The sequence below is a fragment of the Falsiroseomonas stagni DSM 19981 genome (genome assembly GCF_900114315.1).
Classification (GTDB): Bacteria; Pseudomonadota; Alphaproteobacteria; order Acetobacterales; family Acetobacteraceae; genus Falsiroseomonas; species Falsiroseomonas stagni.
On the sequence record NZ_FOSQ01000002.1, the window covers coordinates 514,208 to 533,073 of the forward strand.

Consider the following 18,866-nt stretch of genomic DNA (forward strand, 5'->3'; position numbering starts at 1 on the left):
GGCTGATGAACCCCCTTCCCCCGGCCCCGGACGCCGCGCCCATCGGCCGCACCATTGGGCGTGAAGGATCGACGCGCACGGATCTGGTGCGCGTCCCGCGCCCCGAACTGGCCCGGCGCGCGGTGCTGGAGCGCAGCCGCAAGCGGCTGGTCGTTGCGGCCGGCGGTTTCGGCCTGCTCTTCGCCGTGGTCGGCTTCCGGCTGGCGGATGCGACGCTGCTGTCCCCGGCGGAGCCCCGCCGCCTTGCCGCCATGGCGCGGCTCGATACCGCGCCGGTCGAGCACCTGCCCGGCCGCGGCACCATCGCCGACCGCAACGGAGAGATCCTCGCGGTGTCGCTGCCCGTCACCGCGCTCTACGCCAATCCGCAGCAGATCGAGAACCCGGCCGAGGCCGCGCGCCGGCTGGTGCGCGTGCTGCCGCAGCTGGATGTGGAACGGGTGACGGCGCGCCTGTCGGGCGAACGGCAATTCGCCTACATCGCGCGCGCGCTGACGCCGCGTGAACAGCAGGCGGTGAACTCGCTCGGCATTCCCGGGCTCTACTTCCAGCAGGCGGAGCGGCGGGTCTATCCGCAGGGACGCTCGGCGGCCCATATCCTGGGCGGCGTGGACGTCGACGGGAACGGCACCGCGGGTGTCGAGAAGTATTTCGACGAACGCCTGCGCCTGCGCCGCGGCGATCAGCTTCGCCTCGCGGTGGATGTTCGGGTGCAGCTGGCGCTGCGCGATTCCGTGCAGCGCGCGATCACCGAGTTCAACGGCATCGGCGGCACCGGCATCCTGATGGATGTGCAGACCGGCGAGGTGCTGGGCATGGTGTCACTGCCCGACTTCGACCTCGCCGAGCCCGCCCGCATCGACAACACGCCGCAATCGCGGGAGGAGCAGGCCCAGAACCCGCGCTTCAACCGTGCGACCGTCGGGGTCTATGAGCCTGGCTCCACCTTCAAGTTGCTGACCGCGGCCATGGCGCTGGAACTGGGGACGGTGAATGTGTGGGGGGGCTACGATGCCTCCCGCCCCATCCGCTACGGGCGCTTCACGATCAACGACTTCCGCGGCAAGAACCGCTGGCTCGCCCTGCCGGAGATCCTGGCCTACTCTTCCAACCTGGCGTCCGCCCATATGGCGGCGGCGGTCGGCCCGCCCCGGCACCGGGACTTCATGGTCCGCATGGGCATGGGCAGCCGCCTGCCGATCGAACTGCCGGAAACGGCGGTTCCGCTGATCCCGACGCCGAATGGCTGGCGGGAGATCAACACCATGACGATCGGCTTCGGCCACGGCATCTCCGTGACGCCGCTGCATGTCGTGACCGGCGTGGCGGCCATCGCCAATGGCGGCATCCTCCGGGCGCCGACGCTGATGGTGCGCGAACCCGGCGTGCCGGTCGAAGGGACGCGCGTGTTGAGCGAGCGGACGTCGGACACGATGCGCCGGCTGATGCGGCTGGTCGTGACCGAGGGATCGGGCAAGAGCGCCGACGTGCCGGGCTATTTCGTCGGCGGCAAGACCGGGACGGCGCAGAAGACCGGTCCGCGCGGCGGCTACCTGGAGAACAAGCGCATCGCCGCCTTCGTCGGCGCCTTCCCGATGAATGCGCCGCGCTACGCCCTGTATGTGATGGTGGACGAACCGAAGCCGAATGCGCGCAGCCAGGGCTACGCCACGGCGGGCTGGGTGGCGGCACCGGCCGCGGGCATGGTGGTCCGCCAGGTGGCCCCGATCCTCGGCATGGCGCCGGAGACGGACCGCGCCGCGGAGATCCAGGCCTCGCTCGCCATGCCGATGCAGCCAGGCCGTCCGCCGGCGGCGGCCCGCCCGGCTGGCGCCCCGCCCGCCGGGGCGGCTCCCGCCCGCCCGGCGCCCGCGACGCAGCCGGCCTCCTCCCCCACCCCGCAGCCGCCGCCGCCGCGGGCAGCGCCCACCGCGCCGACGGCCGCCGCCCCGGCCCGCGCCGCCGAGGCGACCCGGCCCGGCGGCGAGGCGAACCGGCCCGCCGCCGCGCCCCCCGCTGGGCTGCGGGAGGCGAGCCTTGCGCCCCGATGACGGTGCGACCTTGCGCCCGCTCTCCGATCTTCTGCGCGGCTTGGGCGGGATCGAGCCGCCGGCGGGCACGCTGCCCGCAATCGTGGGGCTGACGGCGGACAGCCGCGAGGTTCGTCCCGGCTTCCTGTTTGCCGCCCTGCCGGGCAGCCAGGCCGATGGCCGCCGCTTCATCCCGGCCGCGGTCGGGGCTGGCGCCGCGGCGGTGCTCGCGCCCCGGGACAGCGTTTGGCCCGAAGGCACGCCCGCGCGGCCGATGATCCGGGCCACGGATCCTCGCCGCGCGCTGGCGCAACTGGCCGCGGCCTTCCACGCACCGCAGCCTGCCACGCTGGTCGCGGTGACCGGCACCAACGGCAAGACCAGCACCGTCGATTTCCTCCGCCAGCTCTGGACGCTCGATGGCGGCGTCGCGGGCTCGATGGGCACGCTCGGGCTGGTGTCGCCGGGTTTTCCGCCCGGGCCGTCCCTGACCACGCCGGACCCGGTGGCGCTGCACGGGACGCTCGGTGCCCTGGCACGCGGCGGCGTCACGGCCGTGGCGATGGAGGCGTCCTCCCACGGGATCGAGCAGCGCCGGCTGGATGGCGTGGTCCTGGCGGCGGCCGGCTTCAGCAACCTGACGCGGGACCATCTGGACTACCACGGCAGCATGGGGGCCTACCGCGCCGCCAAGCTGCGCCTGTTCGACACGCTGCTGCCCGAAGGCGCGACGGCGGTGGCGAATGCGGAGATGGAGGGCGAAACCCTGGCCGCGCTGCGCGCCATCGCCGCCCGGCGGCGCCTGCGCCTGCTGACGGTGGGTGAGGGCGGGGAGGCGCTCCGCCTTGCTGCCCACGCGCCGCTGCCCGAAGGCCAGCGCATCCGGGTGTTGGGCATGGGTGAAGACCGGGAAGTCACGCTGCCCCTGCCCGGCCGCTTCCAGGCCGACAATGCGCTGATGGCGGCCGGGCTGGCGATCGCCACCGGCATGGCGGCCGGGCGAGCGCTGGACCTGCTGGCGGGGCTGCGTGGCGTGCGCGGGCGGATGGAACTGGCGGCACGCCTGCCGAGCGGCGCGGCCGTCTATGTCGACTACGCCCATACGCCGGACGCGCTGGAACGGCTGCTGATGGCGCTCCGCCCCCATGTGGCAACCGGCGCGCGCCTGCATGTGCTGTTCGGCGCGGGCGGGGACCGGGACCCGGGCAAGCGGCCGCTGATGGGCGCGGCCTGCGCCAGGCTGGCCGACCGGTGCTGGGTCACGGATGACAACCCCCGCAGCGAGGATCCGGCCACGATCCGCGCCGCGGTGCTGGCGGGTTGCCCCGGCGGGATCGATGCCGGTGACCGCCATGCCGCGATCGCCCGGGCGCTGTCCGACCTCGGGCCGGGCGATGTCCTCGCGGTGGCGGGCAAGGGCCATGAAAGCGGGCAGACGATCGGCACCGTGACGCTGCCCTTCGATGACGTGCAGGTCGTGCGCGGCCTGGCCGGGGGTGTGGCGGCATGACCGTGTTGTGGGACAGCGCCGGGCTGCGGGATGCCACGGGCGGCGCGATGGTCGGCGATGTCCGGATCACCGGCGTCTCCATCGACAGCCGCTCCGTCGGGCCGGGTGACCTGTTCATCGCGCTGCGCGATGCGCGGGACGGGCATGATTTCGTGGCCGATGCGCTGGCCCGCGGCGCTGCCGCCGCCATGGTGGACCGGGACCCGCCCGGGGTGCCACCGGATGCACCCCTGCTGCGTGTGGCGGACACGCTGGCGGGGCTGACGGCGCTGGGCCAGGCGGGCCGCCAGCGCGCCGGCGGGCGCTTCGTCGGCGTCACGGGCAGCGTCGGCAAGACGACGACGAAGGAAATGCTGCGGGCGGCGCTTTCCGCGCAAGGCCCGACCCATGCCGCGGTTGCCAGCTACAACAACCACTGGGGCGTGCCGCTGACGCTGGCCCGGATGCCCGCCGGCAGCGCCTTCGGCGTCATCGAGATCGGCATGAACCACCCCGGGGAGATCGCGCCGCTGGCCCGCCTCGCCCGGCCCCATGTCACCGCGATCACGGCCATCGAGGCCGCGCATATCGGCCATATGGGCAGCCTGGAGGCGATCGCGCGGGAGAAGGGCTCCATCATGGAAGGGCTGGCGCCCGGCGGCGTCGCGGTGCTGCCGGCGGAAAGCCCCTTCCTGCCCCTGCTGCGCGACCTCGCGGGCAAGGCCAGCATCATGACCTTCGGGGCCCATGGCGATGCCCGCGCGACGGCGATGGAGCCGGATGCCGAGGGCACCACCATCACCGCCGATATCGCCGGGCAGACCGTGCGCTTCCGGCTCGGCACACCCGGGCTGCACATGGCGCGCAACGCGATCGCCGCGCTGGCCGTCGTGCGCGCGCTCGGCGCCGATGTGGCCGTGGCGGCGCAGAGCCTTGCGGGGTTCCGCGCCTTGGCGGGCCGGGGCGACCGGCAGCGCATCGCAACCCCCGATGGCGGCAGCGCGACCCTGCTGGACGAGGCCTATAACGGCCAGCCGCCCTCCATGCGCGCCGCGCTGGCCCTGCTGAAGTTGCTGCCGGCCCGCCGGCGGATCGCGGTGCTCGGCCAGATGGGGGAACTCGGCGACTTCGCGGAGGCGGAGCACGCCGCGCTCGCGCCGCACATCGCGGAATCCGCGGATCTGGTCTTCGCCTGCGGGCCATTGATGCGCCACGCCCTGGCTGCCATTCCCGCGGCCCTGCATGGGGGCTGGGTCCCGACCTCCCGGGAACTCGTCCCCCTCGTCCTAGGCGCGCTGCGCGATGGCGATGCGATCCTCGTCAAGGGCAGCCTGGCCACGGGCATGAAGACCGTGGTGCAGGCGCTGACCGAAAGTGCTTCCCGATGATCTTCAACCTGCTCTCGCCGCTGGCCGACGAGTTCATCCTGTTCAACCTGATCCGCTACACGACGTTCCGGGCCGGCGCCGCCTGCATGACGGCGCTGTTCGTCGCCCTCGCCTTCGGCCCCATGGTCATCCGCTTCCTGCGCGCGCACCAGAATGGCGGCCAGCCGATCCGGGAGGATGGGCCGCAGAGCCACCTGCTGACGAAGAAGGGCACGCCCACCATGGGCGGCGTGCTGATCCTGCTGTCGCTCGGCGTTTCCACCCTGCTGTGGGCCGATCTGCGGAACGGCTTCGTCTGGGTCGTGCTGATGGTGACGCTGGGCTACGGCGCGCTGGGCTTCGCGGATGACTGGCTGAAGGTCACGAAGCGGAACACCAAGGGCGTTTCCGGCCGGCAGAAGCTGATCACCCAGGCGCTGATCGGCCTGGCGGCCGCGCTGTGGATGGCCTGGCTGATGCCGGCGCATCTGTCCGACAAGCTCGCCCTGCCTTTCTTCAAGGAACTGCTGATCCCCTTCGGCTTCGTCTTCCCCCTGCTGGCCATGCTGGTGATGATGGGGTCTTCCAACGCCGTGAACCTGACCGATGGGCTGGACGGCCTGGCCATCGTGCCGGTGATGATCGCGGCCGGCGTCTTCGCCCTGATCGCCTATCTCGTTGGCAACCGCATCTTCGCGGACTACCTGCAGTTGCACGCCGTGCCAGGATCGGGGGAGTTGGCGGTGTTCTGCTCCGCGCTGATCGGGGCGAGCCTCGGCTTCCTCTGGTTCAATGCGCCGCCCGCGGCGGTCTTCATGGGCGATACCGGGTCGCTGGCACTCGGCGGCGCGCTGGGCGCGGTGGCGGTGGCGACGAAGCATGAAGTCGTGCTGGCCATCGTCGGCGGGCTGTTCGTGGTGGAGACGGTGTCCGTCATCATCCAGGTCTTCTGGTACAAGCGCACCGGCAGGCGCGTCTTCCTGATGGCGCCGCTGCACCACCATTTCGAGAAGAAGGGCTGGGCGGAGCCCACCATCGTCATCCGCTTCTGGATCATCGCCATGGTGCTGGCGCTGATCGGCCTGAGCACCCTGAAGATCCGATGAGCGATTTCCGCCCCTTCGCCGGCGAACGGATCGCGGTGCTCGGCCTGGGCAAGGCCGGGCTGCCCGCGGCCGCGCGCCTGGCGGCATGGGGGGCGGAGGTGACCTGCTGGGATGACCGGCCGGAAGGCCGCGCCGCGGCGGAGGCCGCCGGCTTCACGCTGCGGGACCCGGCTGCGGGCCCCTTCGCGCAGGATGCGCTGCTGCTGTCGCCGGGCATCCCGCACATCCTGCCCAGGCCCCACCCGGCCGCGATCCGGGCGCGGGAGGCGGGGCGGCCGATCCTCTGCGACGTGGAATACCTGTTCCGGGCCGTGCGCGCGGCGGGCAGCGCGGCGCGCTTCGTCGGCATCACGGGCACCAATGGGAAGTCCACCACCACCGCGCTGCTGCACCATCTGCTGGTGGGGGCGGGCCGCGTTTCCGCGGTGGGGGGGAACCTGGGGCCGGCCGCGTTGGGCCTCAACATGTTGGGGTCGGAGGGGGTCTATACCCTCGAAATGTCGTCGTACAGCTTGGAGCGAATCGCAACGGTCGGGTTCAACGTGGGGGTTATGCTGAACCTCAGCCCCGACCATCTCGACCGCCATGGAAGCATGGCAGGCTATGCCGCTGCGAAGGCCAACGTCTTCGCGCGCCAGGGCCGGGACGACGTCGCCGTGCTGGGACAGGATGACGCGTTTTCCACGGCCATGTCCGCTTCGGTCACGGCGCGGCTGGTGCCGGTGTCGGGCCTGCGCGCGGTGCCCGGGGGTGTCTGGGCCGCCGGGCCGATGCTGCGGGACGAGGCGGGGGAAATCGCCGACCTGCGCGAGGCCCCTGCCCTTCCGGGCACCCATAATGCGCAGAATGCGGCAGCCGCGACGGCGGCGGCCCTTGCCCTGGGGCTCGACCGGGATGGAATCGCGGCGGGGCTGGCCGGCTTTCCTGGCCTGCCGCACCGCCAGGAACGCGTCGGCGTCCTGCGGGGCGTGACCTTCGTGAATGACAGCAAGGCCACAAACGCCGACAGTGCGGCGCGCGCCCTGGCATCCTATGACAGGGTCGTGTGGATCGCGGGCGGGATCGCCAAGGATGGCGGGATCGACAGCTTGGCGCCCTACTTCGCCCGTATCGCGCGGGCGATCCTGATCGGGCGCGATGGGCCTGCCTTCGCGGCCACGCTGGCCGCCCATGGCGTGGCGCATGAGGTGGCGGAGACGCTGGATACGGCCCTGCCCGCCGCCGCCGCCGCCGCCTTCGCGGGCGCGGCGCCGGTCGTGCTGCTGTCGCCGGCCTGCGCGTCCTTCGACCAATTCAGCGGCTTCGACGCGCGCGGCGATCGTTTCCGCGCGCTGGTCCAGGCCATGGGCACCACGGATTTCGGGAGGGCGGCATGATCCAGGTTTCTCGCGCCGATACCTCGACCCTCGGTCGGTGGTGGTGGACGGTCGATCGCTGGACCCTGGCGGCGCTGCTGGCGCTGATCGGCTTCGGCTACGTGATGATGCTGGCTGCCAGCCCCGCGGTGGCGGAGCGCATCGGCGCTTCATCCCGCAACATGTTCTTCCTCCGCCAGATCCTCTACCTCGCCATGGCGGCTTCCGTGCTGGTCGCGGTCTCCATGCTGTCGGTCAAGCAGGTCCGGCTGCTGGCCTGGGCGGGGCTCATCGGCTCCGTCGCCATGGTCGCGGCCACGCTGGTGCTGGGCGTGGAGATCAAGGGGGCCCGGCGATGGATCTCGCTGCCGGGCCTCGGGTCCCTGCAGCCGTCGGAATTCCTGAAGCCGTGCTTCGCGGTGGTCGCGGCCTGGCTGATCGCGGAGGGCAAACTCAACGGTCGCTGGGGCGCGACGCTGCTCGTGCTTGGCATCTTCATTGTCATCGCGGGTCTGCTGAAGGGGCAGCCTGACATCGGCATGCTGCTGGTCGTCACCGCCGTGTTCTTCGCGCAGTTCTTCGTGGCGGGGCTGAACCTCTTCATCGTGGGCTTCCTCGGCGCGGCCGGCGCGGCGCTGGCCGGCGTCGCCTACATGATCTTCCCGCATGTGCAGTCGCGCGTGCACCGCTTCCTCGACCCCGCCGCGGGCGACAACTACCAGGTCACGGTGGCGCTGGAGGCGTTCGGCCATGGCGGGCTGCTGGGCCGCGGCCCCGGCGAGGGACGCGTGAAGAACCTGCTGCCGGACGCGCATGCCGACTTCGTCTTCGCCGTGGCGGGGGAGGAGTTCGGCTTGGTGGTCTGCCTGCTCATCCTCGGGCTGTTCGCCTTCGTCGTCGTGCGCGGGTTGATCCGCCTGCTGGGGGAGATGGACCTCTTCGTCGTGCTTGCCTCCGCGGGGCTGCTGACCCAGTTCGGGCTGCAGGCCTTCGTCAACATGGCCTCCTCGCTGCACCTGATCCCGACCAAGGGGATGACGCTGCCCTTCGTCAGCTATGGCGGGTCTTCCGTCCTGGCCATCGCGCTCGGCATGGGCATGCTGCTGGCGCTGACGCGCAAGCGCCTTTCCCGCGCCGAGGAAGATCGATGAGAGGCCCCGCAGTGCGCCCCATCGTCATCGCCGCCGGCGGCACCGGTGGCCATCTGTTCCCCGCCGAGGCCCTGGCGGCCGAGTTGCTGGCGCGCGGGGAGCGCATTGCGCTGATGACCGATGCGCGCAGCGCAGCCTTCGAAAGTCCGGCCTTCAGCAACGCCGAACGCTTCGTGCTGCGCGGGTCGGGCATCGCGGGCCGCGGCGTGAAGGGCGCGGCGCAGGGTGCCCTGGCGCTGGCGGCCGGGACGCTGGAAGCGCGGCGCATCCTGCTCCGGCTCGATGCCGCGGCGGTGGTGGGTTTCGGCGGCTATCCCTCCGTGCCGCCGCTGATCGCGGCGCGCACCCTGCCGCGCGCGACGCGGCCGGTGACGGCGCTGCACGAACAGAATGCGGTGCTCGGCCGGGCGAACCGGCTGCTGGCGCCGGGCGCCGACCTGCTGGCGCTGTCGGTGGCGGATACCGCGAAGGTCCCGTCCTCGGCCCATGCGGAGGTGGTCGGCAACCCCGTGCGCCCCGCACTCGCCGCCCTGGCGGAGGAAGGCTACACGGCGCCGAGCGACGAGGGGGCCATCCGCCTCCTGGTGCTGGGCGGCAGCCTCGGCGCCCGCATCTTCGCCGATGTGGTGCCGGCCGCCGTGGCGCTGCTGCCGGAGGCGCTGCGTCAGCGCCTGGTGGTGACGCAGCAGACGCGGGCCGAGGATCTTCCGCGCGTCGAGACGGCCTATCGCGAAGCAGGGGTGCCGGCGGATCTCTCGCCCTTCTTCGGCAACATCGCGACACGGCTGGCAATGGCGCATCTGGTCATCGCGCGGGCCGGTGCTTCTACCGTCGCGGAACTTGCCTGCGCGGGGCGGCCTTCCGTGCTGGTGCCGCTGCCGCATGCGATCGATGACCATCAGACCGCCAACGGACGGTCGCTGGACAGCGCGGGCGCCGCGTGGCTCATGCGCCAGCCGGATTTCACGCCGGATGCGCTGGCCCGGCATCTGGCTGCCATGTTCTCCAACCCGCCCGTGCTCGCGCGCGCGGCGGCCGCTGCTTCACGCTTGGCGCGACCCGATGCGGCGCGACGACTGGCCGACCTTCTGCTGAACCTGACCAACCGCGCCGAGGCGCCAGAATTGACGCGCCTCCCCGCGCGCCCGGAGTCCCGCTAGATGCGCGCCCTTCCCCTCTCGATCGGCCCCATCCATTTCGTCGGCATCGGCGGCATCGGCATGTCCGGCATCGCCCAGGTGCTGCACAACCTCGGCTACACGGTCCAGGGCAGCGACATCGCGGAGGGCTACAACGTCACCCGCCTGCGCGAAGCCGGCATTCCCGTGATGGTGGGGCATGAAGCCGCCAATCTGGGCGCCGCGCAGGTCGTCGTCGTCTCCACCGCCGTCAAGCGCGACAACCCGGAAGTGCAGGCGGCGCGCGCGCGGCTGATCCCGGTGGTGCGGCGCGCGGAAATGCTGGCGGAGTTGATGCGGCTGAAATGGGCGGTCGCGATCGGCGGCACCCATGGCAAGACCACGACGACCAGCCTGGTGGCCGCGGTGCTGGAAGCCGCGAAGCTCGACCCCACCGTCATCAATGGCGGTATCATCAATGCCTATGGCACCAATACGCGCCTCGGTTCCGGCGACTGGATGGTGGTGGAGGCGGATGAAAGCGACGGCTCCTTCCTGAAGCTGCCCGCCGTCTGCGCCGTTGTCACCAACATGGACCCGGAGCACCTGGACCATTGGGGGACCGAGGAGGCGATGAAGGAGGGCTACGCTCAGTTCGTCGGCAACATCCCCTTCTACGGCTTCGCTGTGCTTTGCGCGGACCACCCGGAAGTGCAGGCGATGATCCCCCGCCTGTCCGATCGCCGCATCATCACCTACGGCTTCTCCCCCCAGGCGGATGTGCGGGCGGAGAAGCTGATCACGGACCGCATGGGCGCGACCTTCGAGGTCGCGGTGCGGGACCGCGCCACGGGCCGCAGCCGGACGCTGAAGCCGATGCGCCTGCCGATGCTGGGCAGCCACAACGTCCAGAACGCGCTGGCCGCCGTGGCCATCGGCATGGAGATGGACATCGACGAGGGCACGATCCGCACCGCGCTGATGGGCTTCAAGGGCGTGAAGCGCCGCTTCACCCGCACGGGGGAGGCCGGCGGCATCACCGTGATCGACGATTACGGCCATCACCCCGTGGAAATTGCGGCGGTGCTGAAGGCCGCGCGGCAGGCCGGCGCGCGCGATGTCGTCGCCATCGTGCAGCCGCACCGCTATTCGCGCCTGGCCTCGCTGTTCGAGGATTTCTGCGCCTGCATGAATGACGCCGGCACGGTGATCGTCGCCGATGTCTATGCGGCCGGCGAACAGCCGATCCCCGGTGTCGATCGCGACGCGCTGGTGGAAGGGCTGCGCGCGCGCGGGCATCGCTCCGTGGTGCCGCTGCCGGGGCCGGACAGCCTGGCGGAGATGGTGAACGCCATCGCGCGCCCGGGCGACTACGTCGTCTGCCTCGGCGCCGGCAACATCACGACCTGGGCGCACGCCCTGCCGGATGAGCTGACCGCCCTGCAATCCCGCACCAGGCCGCGCCTGGTGGGCAGCAGCAAGTGACGGCCATGGCGGACCCGCGCGGACTGGCCACGCTGCCGCCGATCCGCGGCCGCGTGCAGCAGGCGGCGCCGCTGGCGCCCTTCACCTGGTTCCGCGTCGGTGGCCCGGCCGAATGGCTGGTGCGCCCGGCCGACATGGACGATTTGCTGCTGCTGCTGCGCGATCTGCCGGACCAGGTGCCGCTGGCGGTGATCGGCGCGGCCTCCAACCTCATCATCCGCGACGGGGGCGTGCGCGGCGTCGTGCTGCGGCTGGCGGGCAAGGGGTTCGGCGACATCGTGCTGGAGGATGACGGCATCATCGCCGGCGCCGCCGCGCTGGATGCGGTGGTGGCGGAACATGCGGCGGCGGCGGGCCTCGCGGGGCTGGAGTTCCTCTCCGGCATCCCGGGTGCCGTCGGCGGGGCCGTGGCGATGAATGCCGGCGCCTACGGCGCCGAGGTGAAGGATGTGCTGGACTGGGCGGAGGTCGCGACTCCTCGCGGCCTGCTGCGCCTGACGGCCGCCGAATTCGGCTTTGCCTACCGCAAGGCCGTCCTGCCCACGCGCGGCGTGGTGGCCCGTGCGCGGTTCCGCGCGCGCCCGGGCCAACCCGCGGCGATCGCCGTCCGCATGGCGGAGATCCGGGCAGCGCGGGAAGCGACCCAGCCCGTGCGGGCACGCACCGGCGGCTCCACCTTCAAGAATCCGCCGGGCGAAAAGGCCTGGGCGCTGGTCGATGTAGCGGGCTGCCGCGGCCTGGTGCGTGGTGGCGCGCAGGTCAGCGAGAAGCACACGAATTTCCTGCTGAACCTCGGCAGCGCGACGGCCGCGGATATCGAGGGGCTGGGCGAGGAAGTGCGCGCGCGGGTCCTCGCTTCCAGCGGCATCACGCTGGAATGGGAAATCCAGCGGATCGGCGAGGTGATGCCATGACGATGCATGTCGCCGTCTTGCATGGCGGTGTGTCCGCCGAGCGCGAGGTGAGCCTGGCGACGGGCGCGCAGGTGGTCGGTGCCCTGAGGGCGGCCGGCTTCACCGTGACCCCCATCGAGGTCGGCCCGGACCTGGGCGCGGTGATCGCCGCGTTGCAGGCGGCGAAGCCCGATGTGGTGTTCAATGCCCTGCATGGCCGGTTCGGCGAGGACGGCTGCATCCAGGGCGTGCTGGATTGGATGGGGCTGCCCTACACGCATTCCGGCGTGCGTGCGTCGTCCCTGGCCATGGACAAGGCGGCGTCGAAGGCGGCCTTCGCCGCGGCGGGCCTGCCGGTGCCGCCCGGCCGGATCGTGACGCCGGAGGAGTTGGAGGCCGAAGACCCCCTGCCCCGCCCCTATGTCGTCAAGCCGGTCAATGAGGGTTCCTCGGTCGGCGTCGAGATCCTGCGGGAGGGCGACAACCGCCGCGCCGACATCGCGCGGCGCTGGAAGTTCGACCGCCGCATCATGGTGGAAGCCTTCATTCCCGGCCGGGAGTTGACCGTGGCGGTGATGGGTGACCGGACGCTGGAGGTGACGGAAATCGCCACCGGCCATGTGTTCTACGACTATGAAGCGAAGTATGCGGATGGCGGCAGCCATCACACCCTGCCTGCCCCCGTGCATCCGGCGACGCGCGCCAAGGCGATGGATATCGCCTTGCGGGCCCATCAGGCGCTGGGTTGCCGCGGCGTATCCCGCGCCGATCTCCGCTACGACGATACGGCCGGGGAGCCGGGGCAGTTGTACCTGCTGGAAGTGAACACCCAGCCGGGAATGACGCGGACCAGCCTGGTGCCGGAGCAGGCGGCCCATGTCGGCATCCCCTTCCCGGACCTCTGCGCGTGGATGGTGAGGGAGGCGCGCCATGGCCCGTAACGCTCCGGTCTCCGCCCGCCGGTCTCGGCGCGATCCCGACCGGCCCAGCCGGCTCCGCCTGTGGGTCAAGCGCCGCCGTGGCCTCATGCGGCCCGCAGCGCTCGGCCTGATGGCCACGGCACTCGTGCTCGGCGTCGGCTATGCCGTCTATGCGAGCGACCCGGCCGGCCGCATGCGCGCCATCGTGGAGAATGTCGGGGAGATCGGGCTTTCCGCGGGGCTCGAGGTGGCGGAAGTCGTGGTGCAGGGCCGGCGCAACACGCCGCAGGACCTGATCAGCGCGGCGATCGGCGCGCAGCGCGGCGACCCGATGCTCGCCTTCTCGCCGGAGGAGGCCAAGGCGCGGCTGGAGACGATCGCCTGGGTGGAGGCCGCGCATGTGGAGCGCCGCCTGCCCGGCACGATCCTGGTGCGGCTGACGGAACGCACACCCTTCGCGATCTGGCAGCACAACAGCCGCTTCGCGGTGATCGACCGCGAGGGCCGCGTGGTGGCGACGGAGACCCTGGACGCCTTCGGGCCGCTGCCGCTGGTGGTGGGTGCGGGTGCGGACAAGCACGCCGCTGCACTCTACGATCTGCTGCTGGCGCATCGGAACATCCTGGAACGCACCCAGGCGCTGGTGCGCGTTGGTGAGCGGCGCTGGAACCTTCGCCTCCATAACGGTACCGACGTGCTCCTGCCGGAAGGCCAGGAAGCGCCGGCGCTCAACCGCCTGTCGGAACTGCAGACGCGGAACGCGCTGCTGGATCGCCCGCTGGCCGCCGTCGACATGCGACTGCCGGACCGCTTGGTGCTGCGGCAGCAGCCAGCGCCCGAACAACCCGCGCAACCACAACGGCGCAACACGGCGAGTACCCGCGGATGAACGCGCTGTCCCGCCTGCCCGCCGGTGTCGACCCGCCACCCGAAAAGCGCCGCCGCGGCGCCCGCACCGGCCCCTTCGGCGTGCTGGATATCGGCACGACCAAGGTGGTGTGCCTGATCGCGCGCATCGAGGGTGACGGCGAACCGCGCGTGCTCGGCTTCGGCTGGCAGCGCGGGCGGGGCGTGAAGGGCGGATCCATCATCGACCTGGAGGAAGCCGAGCGCGCGATTCGCGCCGCCGTCGGCCAGGCGGAGGAGATGTCGGACACGCAATTGTCCGGCGCGATCGTCAACCTGTCCTGCGGCCAGCCCGATTCGCGGCTGCTGCATGTGCAGTGGCCGATCGGCGGGCGCGCGGTGACGGATGCAGATCTTCGCGCGATCCTGCATGAGGGCCGCCGGCGCGGCACTGAGGATGGGCGGGAGACGGTGCACGGATCGCCCGTCTCCTTCACCGTCGACGCCACGCCGGGCGTCGAGGATCCACGCGGCATGGTGTGCGACACGCTCGGCGCCCGCGTGCACCTGGTGGATGCGTCCCAGGCGGCGCTGCGCAACCTCGGCGCGTGCCTGGCGCGCTGCGACCTGGAGGTGGAGGAACTCGTCTCCGCGCCGCTCGCCGCCGGATTGGCGACGCTGGTGGAGGATGAGAAGCGAATCGGCGCGACCGTCATCGATATGGGCGGCGGCACCACCTCCATCGCCGTGTTCAGCGAAGGCCAGTTGATTCACACGGCGCAGATTCCCGTGGGCGGGTGGCAGGTGACGAACGACCTGGCGCGCGTCCTCTCCACGCCGATCAGCCACGCGGAACGGCTGAAGACGCTGCATGGCGGCGCGCTAGCCGCGGCGGATGATGAGCGCGAGATGCTGCCCGTGCCGCTGGTCGGCGAGGACGAGGACCACATCGCGCGGGTGCCGCGGACGATGATCGTCAACATCATCCGCCCGCGGCTCGAGGAGACCTTCGAATTCGTGCGCGAAAGGCTGGAACAGGCCGGAGTCGCGAAGGAAGCGGGCACGCGCGTGGTGCTGACAGGCGGCGCGAGCCAGATGATCGGCGCGCGCGAACTGGCGGCGCGGGTGCTGGACCGGCAGGTGCGAATCGGCCGGCCACGCAGCGTGCGCGGGCTGCCGGATACGGCCGGCGGACCGCCCTTCGCGGCCGCGATCGGCCTTCTGGCATGGGGTGCCGGCGAAGGCCGCCCCGTTGTTGACATCGCGCCTGGAGTCGATCGGCCGCAGAGCTCGATTCGACGCCTCTATGGTTGGCTGCGGGACCGCTTGTGATGCGTCCGCGCTGCATTACCCCCATCCCAATCCCCCGGCCGGTGCGCTAGGCTGAGTCCCAGGAGAGGCCCCCACACATGACCCTGAACCTGACCATTCCGATCCACCAGCACACCGACTTCAGCCCGCGGATCACCGTCGTCGGCGTCGGCGGCGGCGGCACCAATGCCGTCAACAACATGGTCGCCATGGGTCTGGAGGGCGTGGAATTCCTCGTCGCCAATACCGATGCGCAGTCGCTGGTGCACAGCAAGGCCGACCGACGCGTGCAGCTTGGCCCGCATCTGACGCAGGGACTCGGCGCGGGCGCAAAGCCGGAGATCGGGCGAGCCGCTGCGGAGGAAGCGACCGAGGAACTGGCCCGCCACCTCGATGGCTGCCACATGGTCTTCGTGACGGCCGGCATGGGGGGCGGCACGGGCACCGGTGCGGCGCCGGTGATCGCACGCATGGCGCGCGAGCGCGGCATCCTGACCGTCGGCGTGGTGACGAAGCCCTTCGATTTCGAAGGGCCGAAGCGGAAGAAGTCCGCCGATGCAGGAATCGAGGAGCTGCAGCAGTTCGTCGATACGCTGATCGTCATCCCGAACCAGAATCTGTTCAGGCTGGCGAATGAGCGGACGACCTTCGCCGAGGCCTTCAAGATGGCCGACAACGTCCTCTACATGGGCGTGCGCGGCGTGACCGACCTGATGGTGAACCCGGGCCTCGTGAATCTCGACTTCGCCGACATCCGCACCGTGATGGCGGAGATGGGCAAGGCGATGATGGGCACGGGTGAGGCCGAGGGCGAGGATCGCGCGATCAAGGCCAGCGAGGCCGCGATCAGCAACCCGCTGCTGGAGGATACCTCCATGCGCGGAGCGCGCGGCGTGCTGATCAACATCACCGGCGGCTACGACATGACGCTGTTCGAGGTCGATGAGGCCGCGAACCGCATCCGCAAGGAAGTGGACGAGGACGCGAACATCATCTTCGGCTCCTCGGTCGATGAGACGATGAACGGGCGCCTTCGCGTGTCCGTCGTTGCGACCGGCATCGATGCGCGCGAATCGCGGGATGCCGAGCGGCCGAAGCTGGTAGCCATGGGTGGCGGCGCGCCGGTTCAGGCGGTGGCGACGGCCAACGTCGCGCCGGCCCCGGCCATGCGGTCGCCCGGCGGCTTCACGCCGCGGGTTGCCGCAGCGCCTCCGCCCGCCGCGATGCGCCCTGCGCAGTCCTATGTCGCGCCGGTCGTGGCGCAGCCTGCCGCACCTGTACCCGCCCCGGCCGCGCCGGAACCGCCGCCCGTGGCGGAGGCTCCGATCATCATGGCGCAGCAGGCCGATGTCGGTCTCCGCGCGCCGGCCACGACACGGGCTCCGGTCGTGCCGCCGCCCGCGCCGACCGGGGGGCTCAACAACCTGTTCCGGCGCGCGACCGGCCTGATGCGGCGCGATGTGCCGGACGTGCAGGCCCCGGCGCCCACGGCCACGCGCATCGAACCGCCGGCGGCGCCCCGCCCGGTGGCGCGTGCACCGCAGCAGGATGAGATGGGGCTCGACATCCCCACCTTCTTGCGCCGGCAAAGCAATTAAGGCCGAAATGGGGCATTGCTGCATCACAGCAATGCCCATTTTTCAACGACTTGCGACGTAATACCGCGAAACAAGGCTTGAATGGCATTCTCAGGGTGAGACTGCCATTTTAGCTTTGGTGGTCCAGCCTGGGCCCCTGCGCTGGTGCAACCGCAAAAAGCGGACCGGCGTCGTTGGAACGGGGGATGCGCTGCTGAAGGGGTCTGCAACACGCGGATCCGGTCATGCGGCGCAGACAGAGGCGCAAGCACATGGACGGTTTCCTTCCGATCGACAGGGCCCGGCGCAAGACGCTGAAGACTGCGATCGGCTGCGTCGGTGTCGGGCTTCATAGCGGCCGCCGCGTCTCCCTCACCCTGCGTCCCGCCGCAGCCGGCACCGGCATCATCTTCCGCCGCACCGACCTCGGTATCGATGTCCCCGCCCGCTTCGACCGCGTGGCCGATACCCGCCTGTGCACGGCCATCGTCGCCGCGGATGCGCCGCAGGCGCGCATCGGGACGGTCGAGCACGTGATGGCCGCCCTCGCCGGCACGGGCGTGACGGATGCGATCCTGGAGATCGACGGCGCCGAGGTTCCGATCCTCGACGGCTCCGCCGCCCCCTTCGTCTTCCTGATCGACTGCGCCGGCACCATCAGCCTGAACCTGCCTGCCCCGGTGATCGAGGTGCTGCGCCGCGTCCGGGTCGAGGAGAAGGGCGCCTTCGTGGAACTGCTGCCCTCCGCCACGGCGGGGTTCGAGGCGGAGTTGTCGATCGATTTCCCGTCCACCGCCATCGGCAGCCAGAGCGTGGGCATGCGCGTCACCCCCGCGGCCTTCCGGGCCGGGCTGGCGGATGCGCGGACCTTCACCCTGGCGGAGGAGGTCGCCCAGCTGCGCGCCGCCGGGCTGGCGCAGGGCGGCAGCCTGGCCAATGCGATCGTGGTCGATGGCCCGATGGTGCTGAACCCGGGCGGCCTGCGCCGGCCGGATGAATTCGTGCGCCACAAGCTTCTGGACGTGGTGGGCGACCTCGCGCTGGCCGGGGCGCAACTATCCGGCCGCTTCGTCGGGCATCGGTCTGGCCATGCGCTCAACAACAAGCTGTTGCGGGCGATGTTTGCCGACCGCAGTGCCTGGCGTCTGGTCGAGGGCGAGGTGCCGGTCGATGGCGCAACCACCCGTATGCCGGCGGCCGCCGCGCCGGCCATGGCCTGATCTGCCAGGTTCGCGGTTGCCAGCCGGCCGCGCCTGCCGCATCACCCCATCTTGATGGGGTGAGCGACCGCTTCTCACGAAGCGCGCTCCCCGCCTTGCCCCTGGTGGGCCGCGGCGTGGTATAGGGGGGTTCTCATGCGTGACCGGTCCATAATGCTCCGACGGATGCTTCCCCTCGTCCTCATCCTGCCCATCGCGGCGTGTTCCGGGCCTACCGCCTGGGACGGGCGCGGATCCTCCCTGGGCGCGCAGCGGCCAGGCGCCACCGGACAGGATACCTCCCCGGAAGCCCTCTACGCCGCGGGGATGGAGGAGCTGAACGCCGAACGCTTCCAGCGCGCGGTGCAGCTGTTCGACACGGTGGAGCGGGAGCATCCCTATTCCGCCTTCGCCACGAACGCGAAGCTCATGTCCGCCTATGGCGAGTACATGCGGAACCGCTACACGGAAGCCCTGGGTGCGCTGGACCGGTTCATCCAGCTGCACCCGGCGCATCGCGACATCGCCTACGCCTACTACCTCCGCGCGCTCTGCTACTATGAGCAGATCAACGACACGGAACGCGACCAGCGGACGACCGAGCAGGCGATGGCCGCGCTGCAGGATGTCGCCAACCGCTTCCCCAATACGCCCTATGCCCGCGATGCGCGGCTGAAGATGGACCTGGCGCGGGACCATCTGGCGGGGCGGGAGATGGTGGTCGGGCGCTTCTACCAGAACCGGCGCCTCTACACGGCCGCCATCGGCCGTTTCCGCCGCGTGGTCGATGAATTCCAGACCACCAACCATGTGCCGGAAGCCCTGCACCGGCTGACGGAAATCTACCTGGCGCTCGGCCTGACGGATGAGGCGCGGCGCACCGCTTCGGTGCTGGGCCACAACTACCCCGGCAGCGAATGGTACCAGGACAGCTACGCGCTGCTGGTGGACGGGGCGTCGCCGGCCTATCAGGACCGGCCCGGCTTCTTCCGTCGCGCCGTGGGCTGGATCTTCTGAGC

15 protein-coding genes are annotated in these 18,866 nt (G+C 71.1%); all 15 read left to right on the forward strand.

All coding sequences use genetic code 11. The features are described from left to right. The first annotated feature begins 5 nt into the window (after positions 1–5). The 15 genes from BM041_RS09260 (at position 6) to BM041_RS09330 (ending at position 18,864) form a co-directional block, all read left to right on the forward strand. Positions 6–2,051: a peptidoglycan D,D-transpeptidase FtsI family protein gene (locus tag BM041_RS09260; RefSeq protein WP_092958614.1), complete on the forward strand. Its 2,046-nt coding sequence runs from the start codon at positions 6–8 to the stop codon at positions 2,049–2,051. Positions 2,052–2,082: 31 nt separating this feature from the next. Then, entirely contained in the window at positions 2,083–3,540 is a 1,458-nt protein-coding gene (locus tag BM041_RS09265; RefSeq protein ID WP_092959027.1) for a UDP-N-acetylmuramoyl-L-alanyl-D-glutamate--2,6-diaminopimelate ligase, read from the forward strand. Then, positions 3,537–4,907, forward strand: coding sequence for a UDP-N-acetylmuramoyl-tripeptide--D-alanyl-D-alanine ligase (locus BM041_RS09270; protein ID WP_092958616.1), 1,371 nt, complete (start codon positions 3,537–3,539; stop codon positions 4,905–4,907). The genes BM041_RS09265 and BM041_RS09270 overlap by 4 nt, the downstream gene beginning before the upstream one ends. After that, positions 4,904–5,992 (forward strand): phospho-N-acetylmuramoyl-pentapeptide-transferase, encoded by a 1,089-nt coding sequence (gene mraY / locus BM041_RS09275; RefSeq protein WP_092958618.1) that lies wholly within the window; start codon positions 4,904–4,906, stop codon positions 5,990–5,992. Before BM041_RS09270 ends, mraY begins: the two co-directional genes overlap by 4 nt. Beyond that, positions 5,989–7,368, forward strand: a complete 1,380-nt coding sequence (gene murD, locus BM041_RS09280; protein WP_092958620.1) for a UDP-N-acetylmuramoyl-L-alanine--D-glutamate ligase — start codon at positions 5,989–5,991, stop codon at positions 7,366–7,368. The genes mraY and murD overlap by 4 nt, the downstream gene beginning before the upstream one ends. After that, positions 7,365–8,498: an FtsW/RodA/SpoVE family cell cycle protein gene (locus BM041_RS09285; protein ID WP_092958622.1), complete on the forward strand. Its 1,134-nt coding sequence runs from the start codon at positions 7,365–7,367 to the stop codon at positions 8,496–8,498. The genes murD and BM041_RS09285 overlap by 4 nt, the downstream gene beginning before the upstream one ends. Continuing rightward, positions 8,495–9,658: an undecaprenyldiphospho-muramoylpentapeptide beta-N-acetylglucosaminyltransferase gene (gene murG / locus BM041_RS09290; protein WP_092958624.1), complete on the forward strand. Its 1,164-nt coding sequence runs from the start codon at positions 8,495–8,497 to the stop codon at positions 9,656–9,658. Before BM041_RS09285 ends, murG begins: the two co-directional genes overlap by 4 nt. After that, positions 9,659–11,101: a UDP-N-acetylmuramate--L-alanine ligase gene (gene murC, locus BM041_RS09295; RefSeq protein ID WP_092958626.1), complete on the forward strand. Its 1,443-nt coding sequence runs from the start codon at positions 9,659–9,661 to the stop codon at positions 11,099–11,101. 5 nt (positions 11,102–11,106) lie between these two features. Continuing rightward, positions 11,107–12,015, forward strand: a complete 909-nt coding sequence (murB, locus tag BM041_RS09300) for a UDP-N-acetylmuramate dehydrogenase (RefSeq protein ID WP_092958627.1) — start codon at positions 11,107–11,109, stop codon at positions 12,013–12,015. Between the two features lie 2 nt (positions 12,016–12,017). Continuing rightward, positions 12,018–12,935, forward strand: coding sequence for a D-alanine--D-alanine ligase (locus tag BM041_RS09305; RefSeq protein WP_408735399.1), 918 nt, complete (start codon positions 12,018–12,020; stop codon positions 12,933–12,935). Next, positions 12,925–13,803, forward strand: a complete 879-nt coding sequence (locus BM041_RS09310) for a cell division protein FtsQ/DivIB (RefSeq protein WP_245761993.1) — start codon at positions 12,925–12,927, stop codon at positions 13,801–13,803. Before BM041_RS09305 ends, BM041_RS09310 begins: the two co-directional genes overlap by 11 nt. Then, a complete protein-coding gene (ftsA, locus tag BM041_RS09315) occupies positions 13,800–15,092 on the forward strand; it encodes a cell division protein FtsA (RefSeq protein ID WP_092958631.1) in 1,293 nt (430 codons plus the stop codon). The genes BM041_RS09310 and ftsA overlap by 4 nt, the downstream gene beginning before the upstream one ends. Before the next feature lie 77 nt (positions 15,093–15,169). After that, the gene (ftsZ, locus tag BM041_RS09320; RefSeq protein WP_092958633.1) at positions 15,170–16,669 is read left to right on the forward strand and encodes a cell division protein FtsZ; all 1,500 of its coding nucleotides are present in this window, start codon (positions 15,170–15,172) and stop codon (positions 16,667–16,669) included. A gap of 251 nt (positions 16,670–16,920) precedes the next feature. Continuing rightward, the gene (gene lpxC / locus BM041_RS09325; RefSeq protein ID WP_092958635.1) at positions 16,921–17,868 is read left to right on the forward strand and encodes a UDP-3-O-acyl-N-acetylglucosamine deacetylase; all 948 of its coding nucleotides are present in this window, start codon (positions 16,921–16,923) and stop codon (positions 17,866–17,868) included. A gap of 165 nt (positions 17,869–18,033) precedes the next feature. Further along, positions 18,034–18,864, forward strand: a complete 831-nt coding sequence (locus BM041_RS09330) for an outer membrane protein assembly factor BamD (RefSeq protein ID WP_245761994.1) — start codon at positions 18,034–18,036, stop codon at positions 18,862–18,864. The last annotated feature ends 2 nt before the right edge of the window (positions 18,865–18,866 follow it).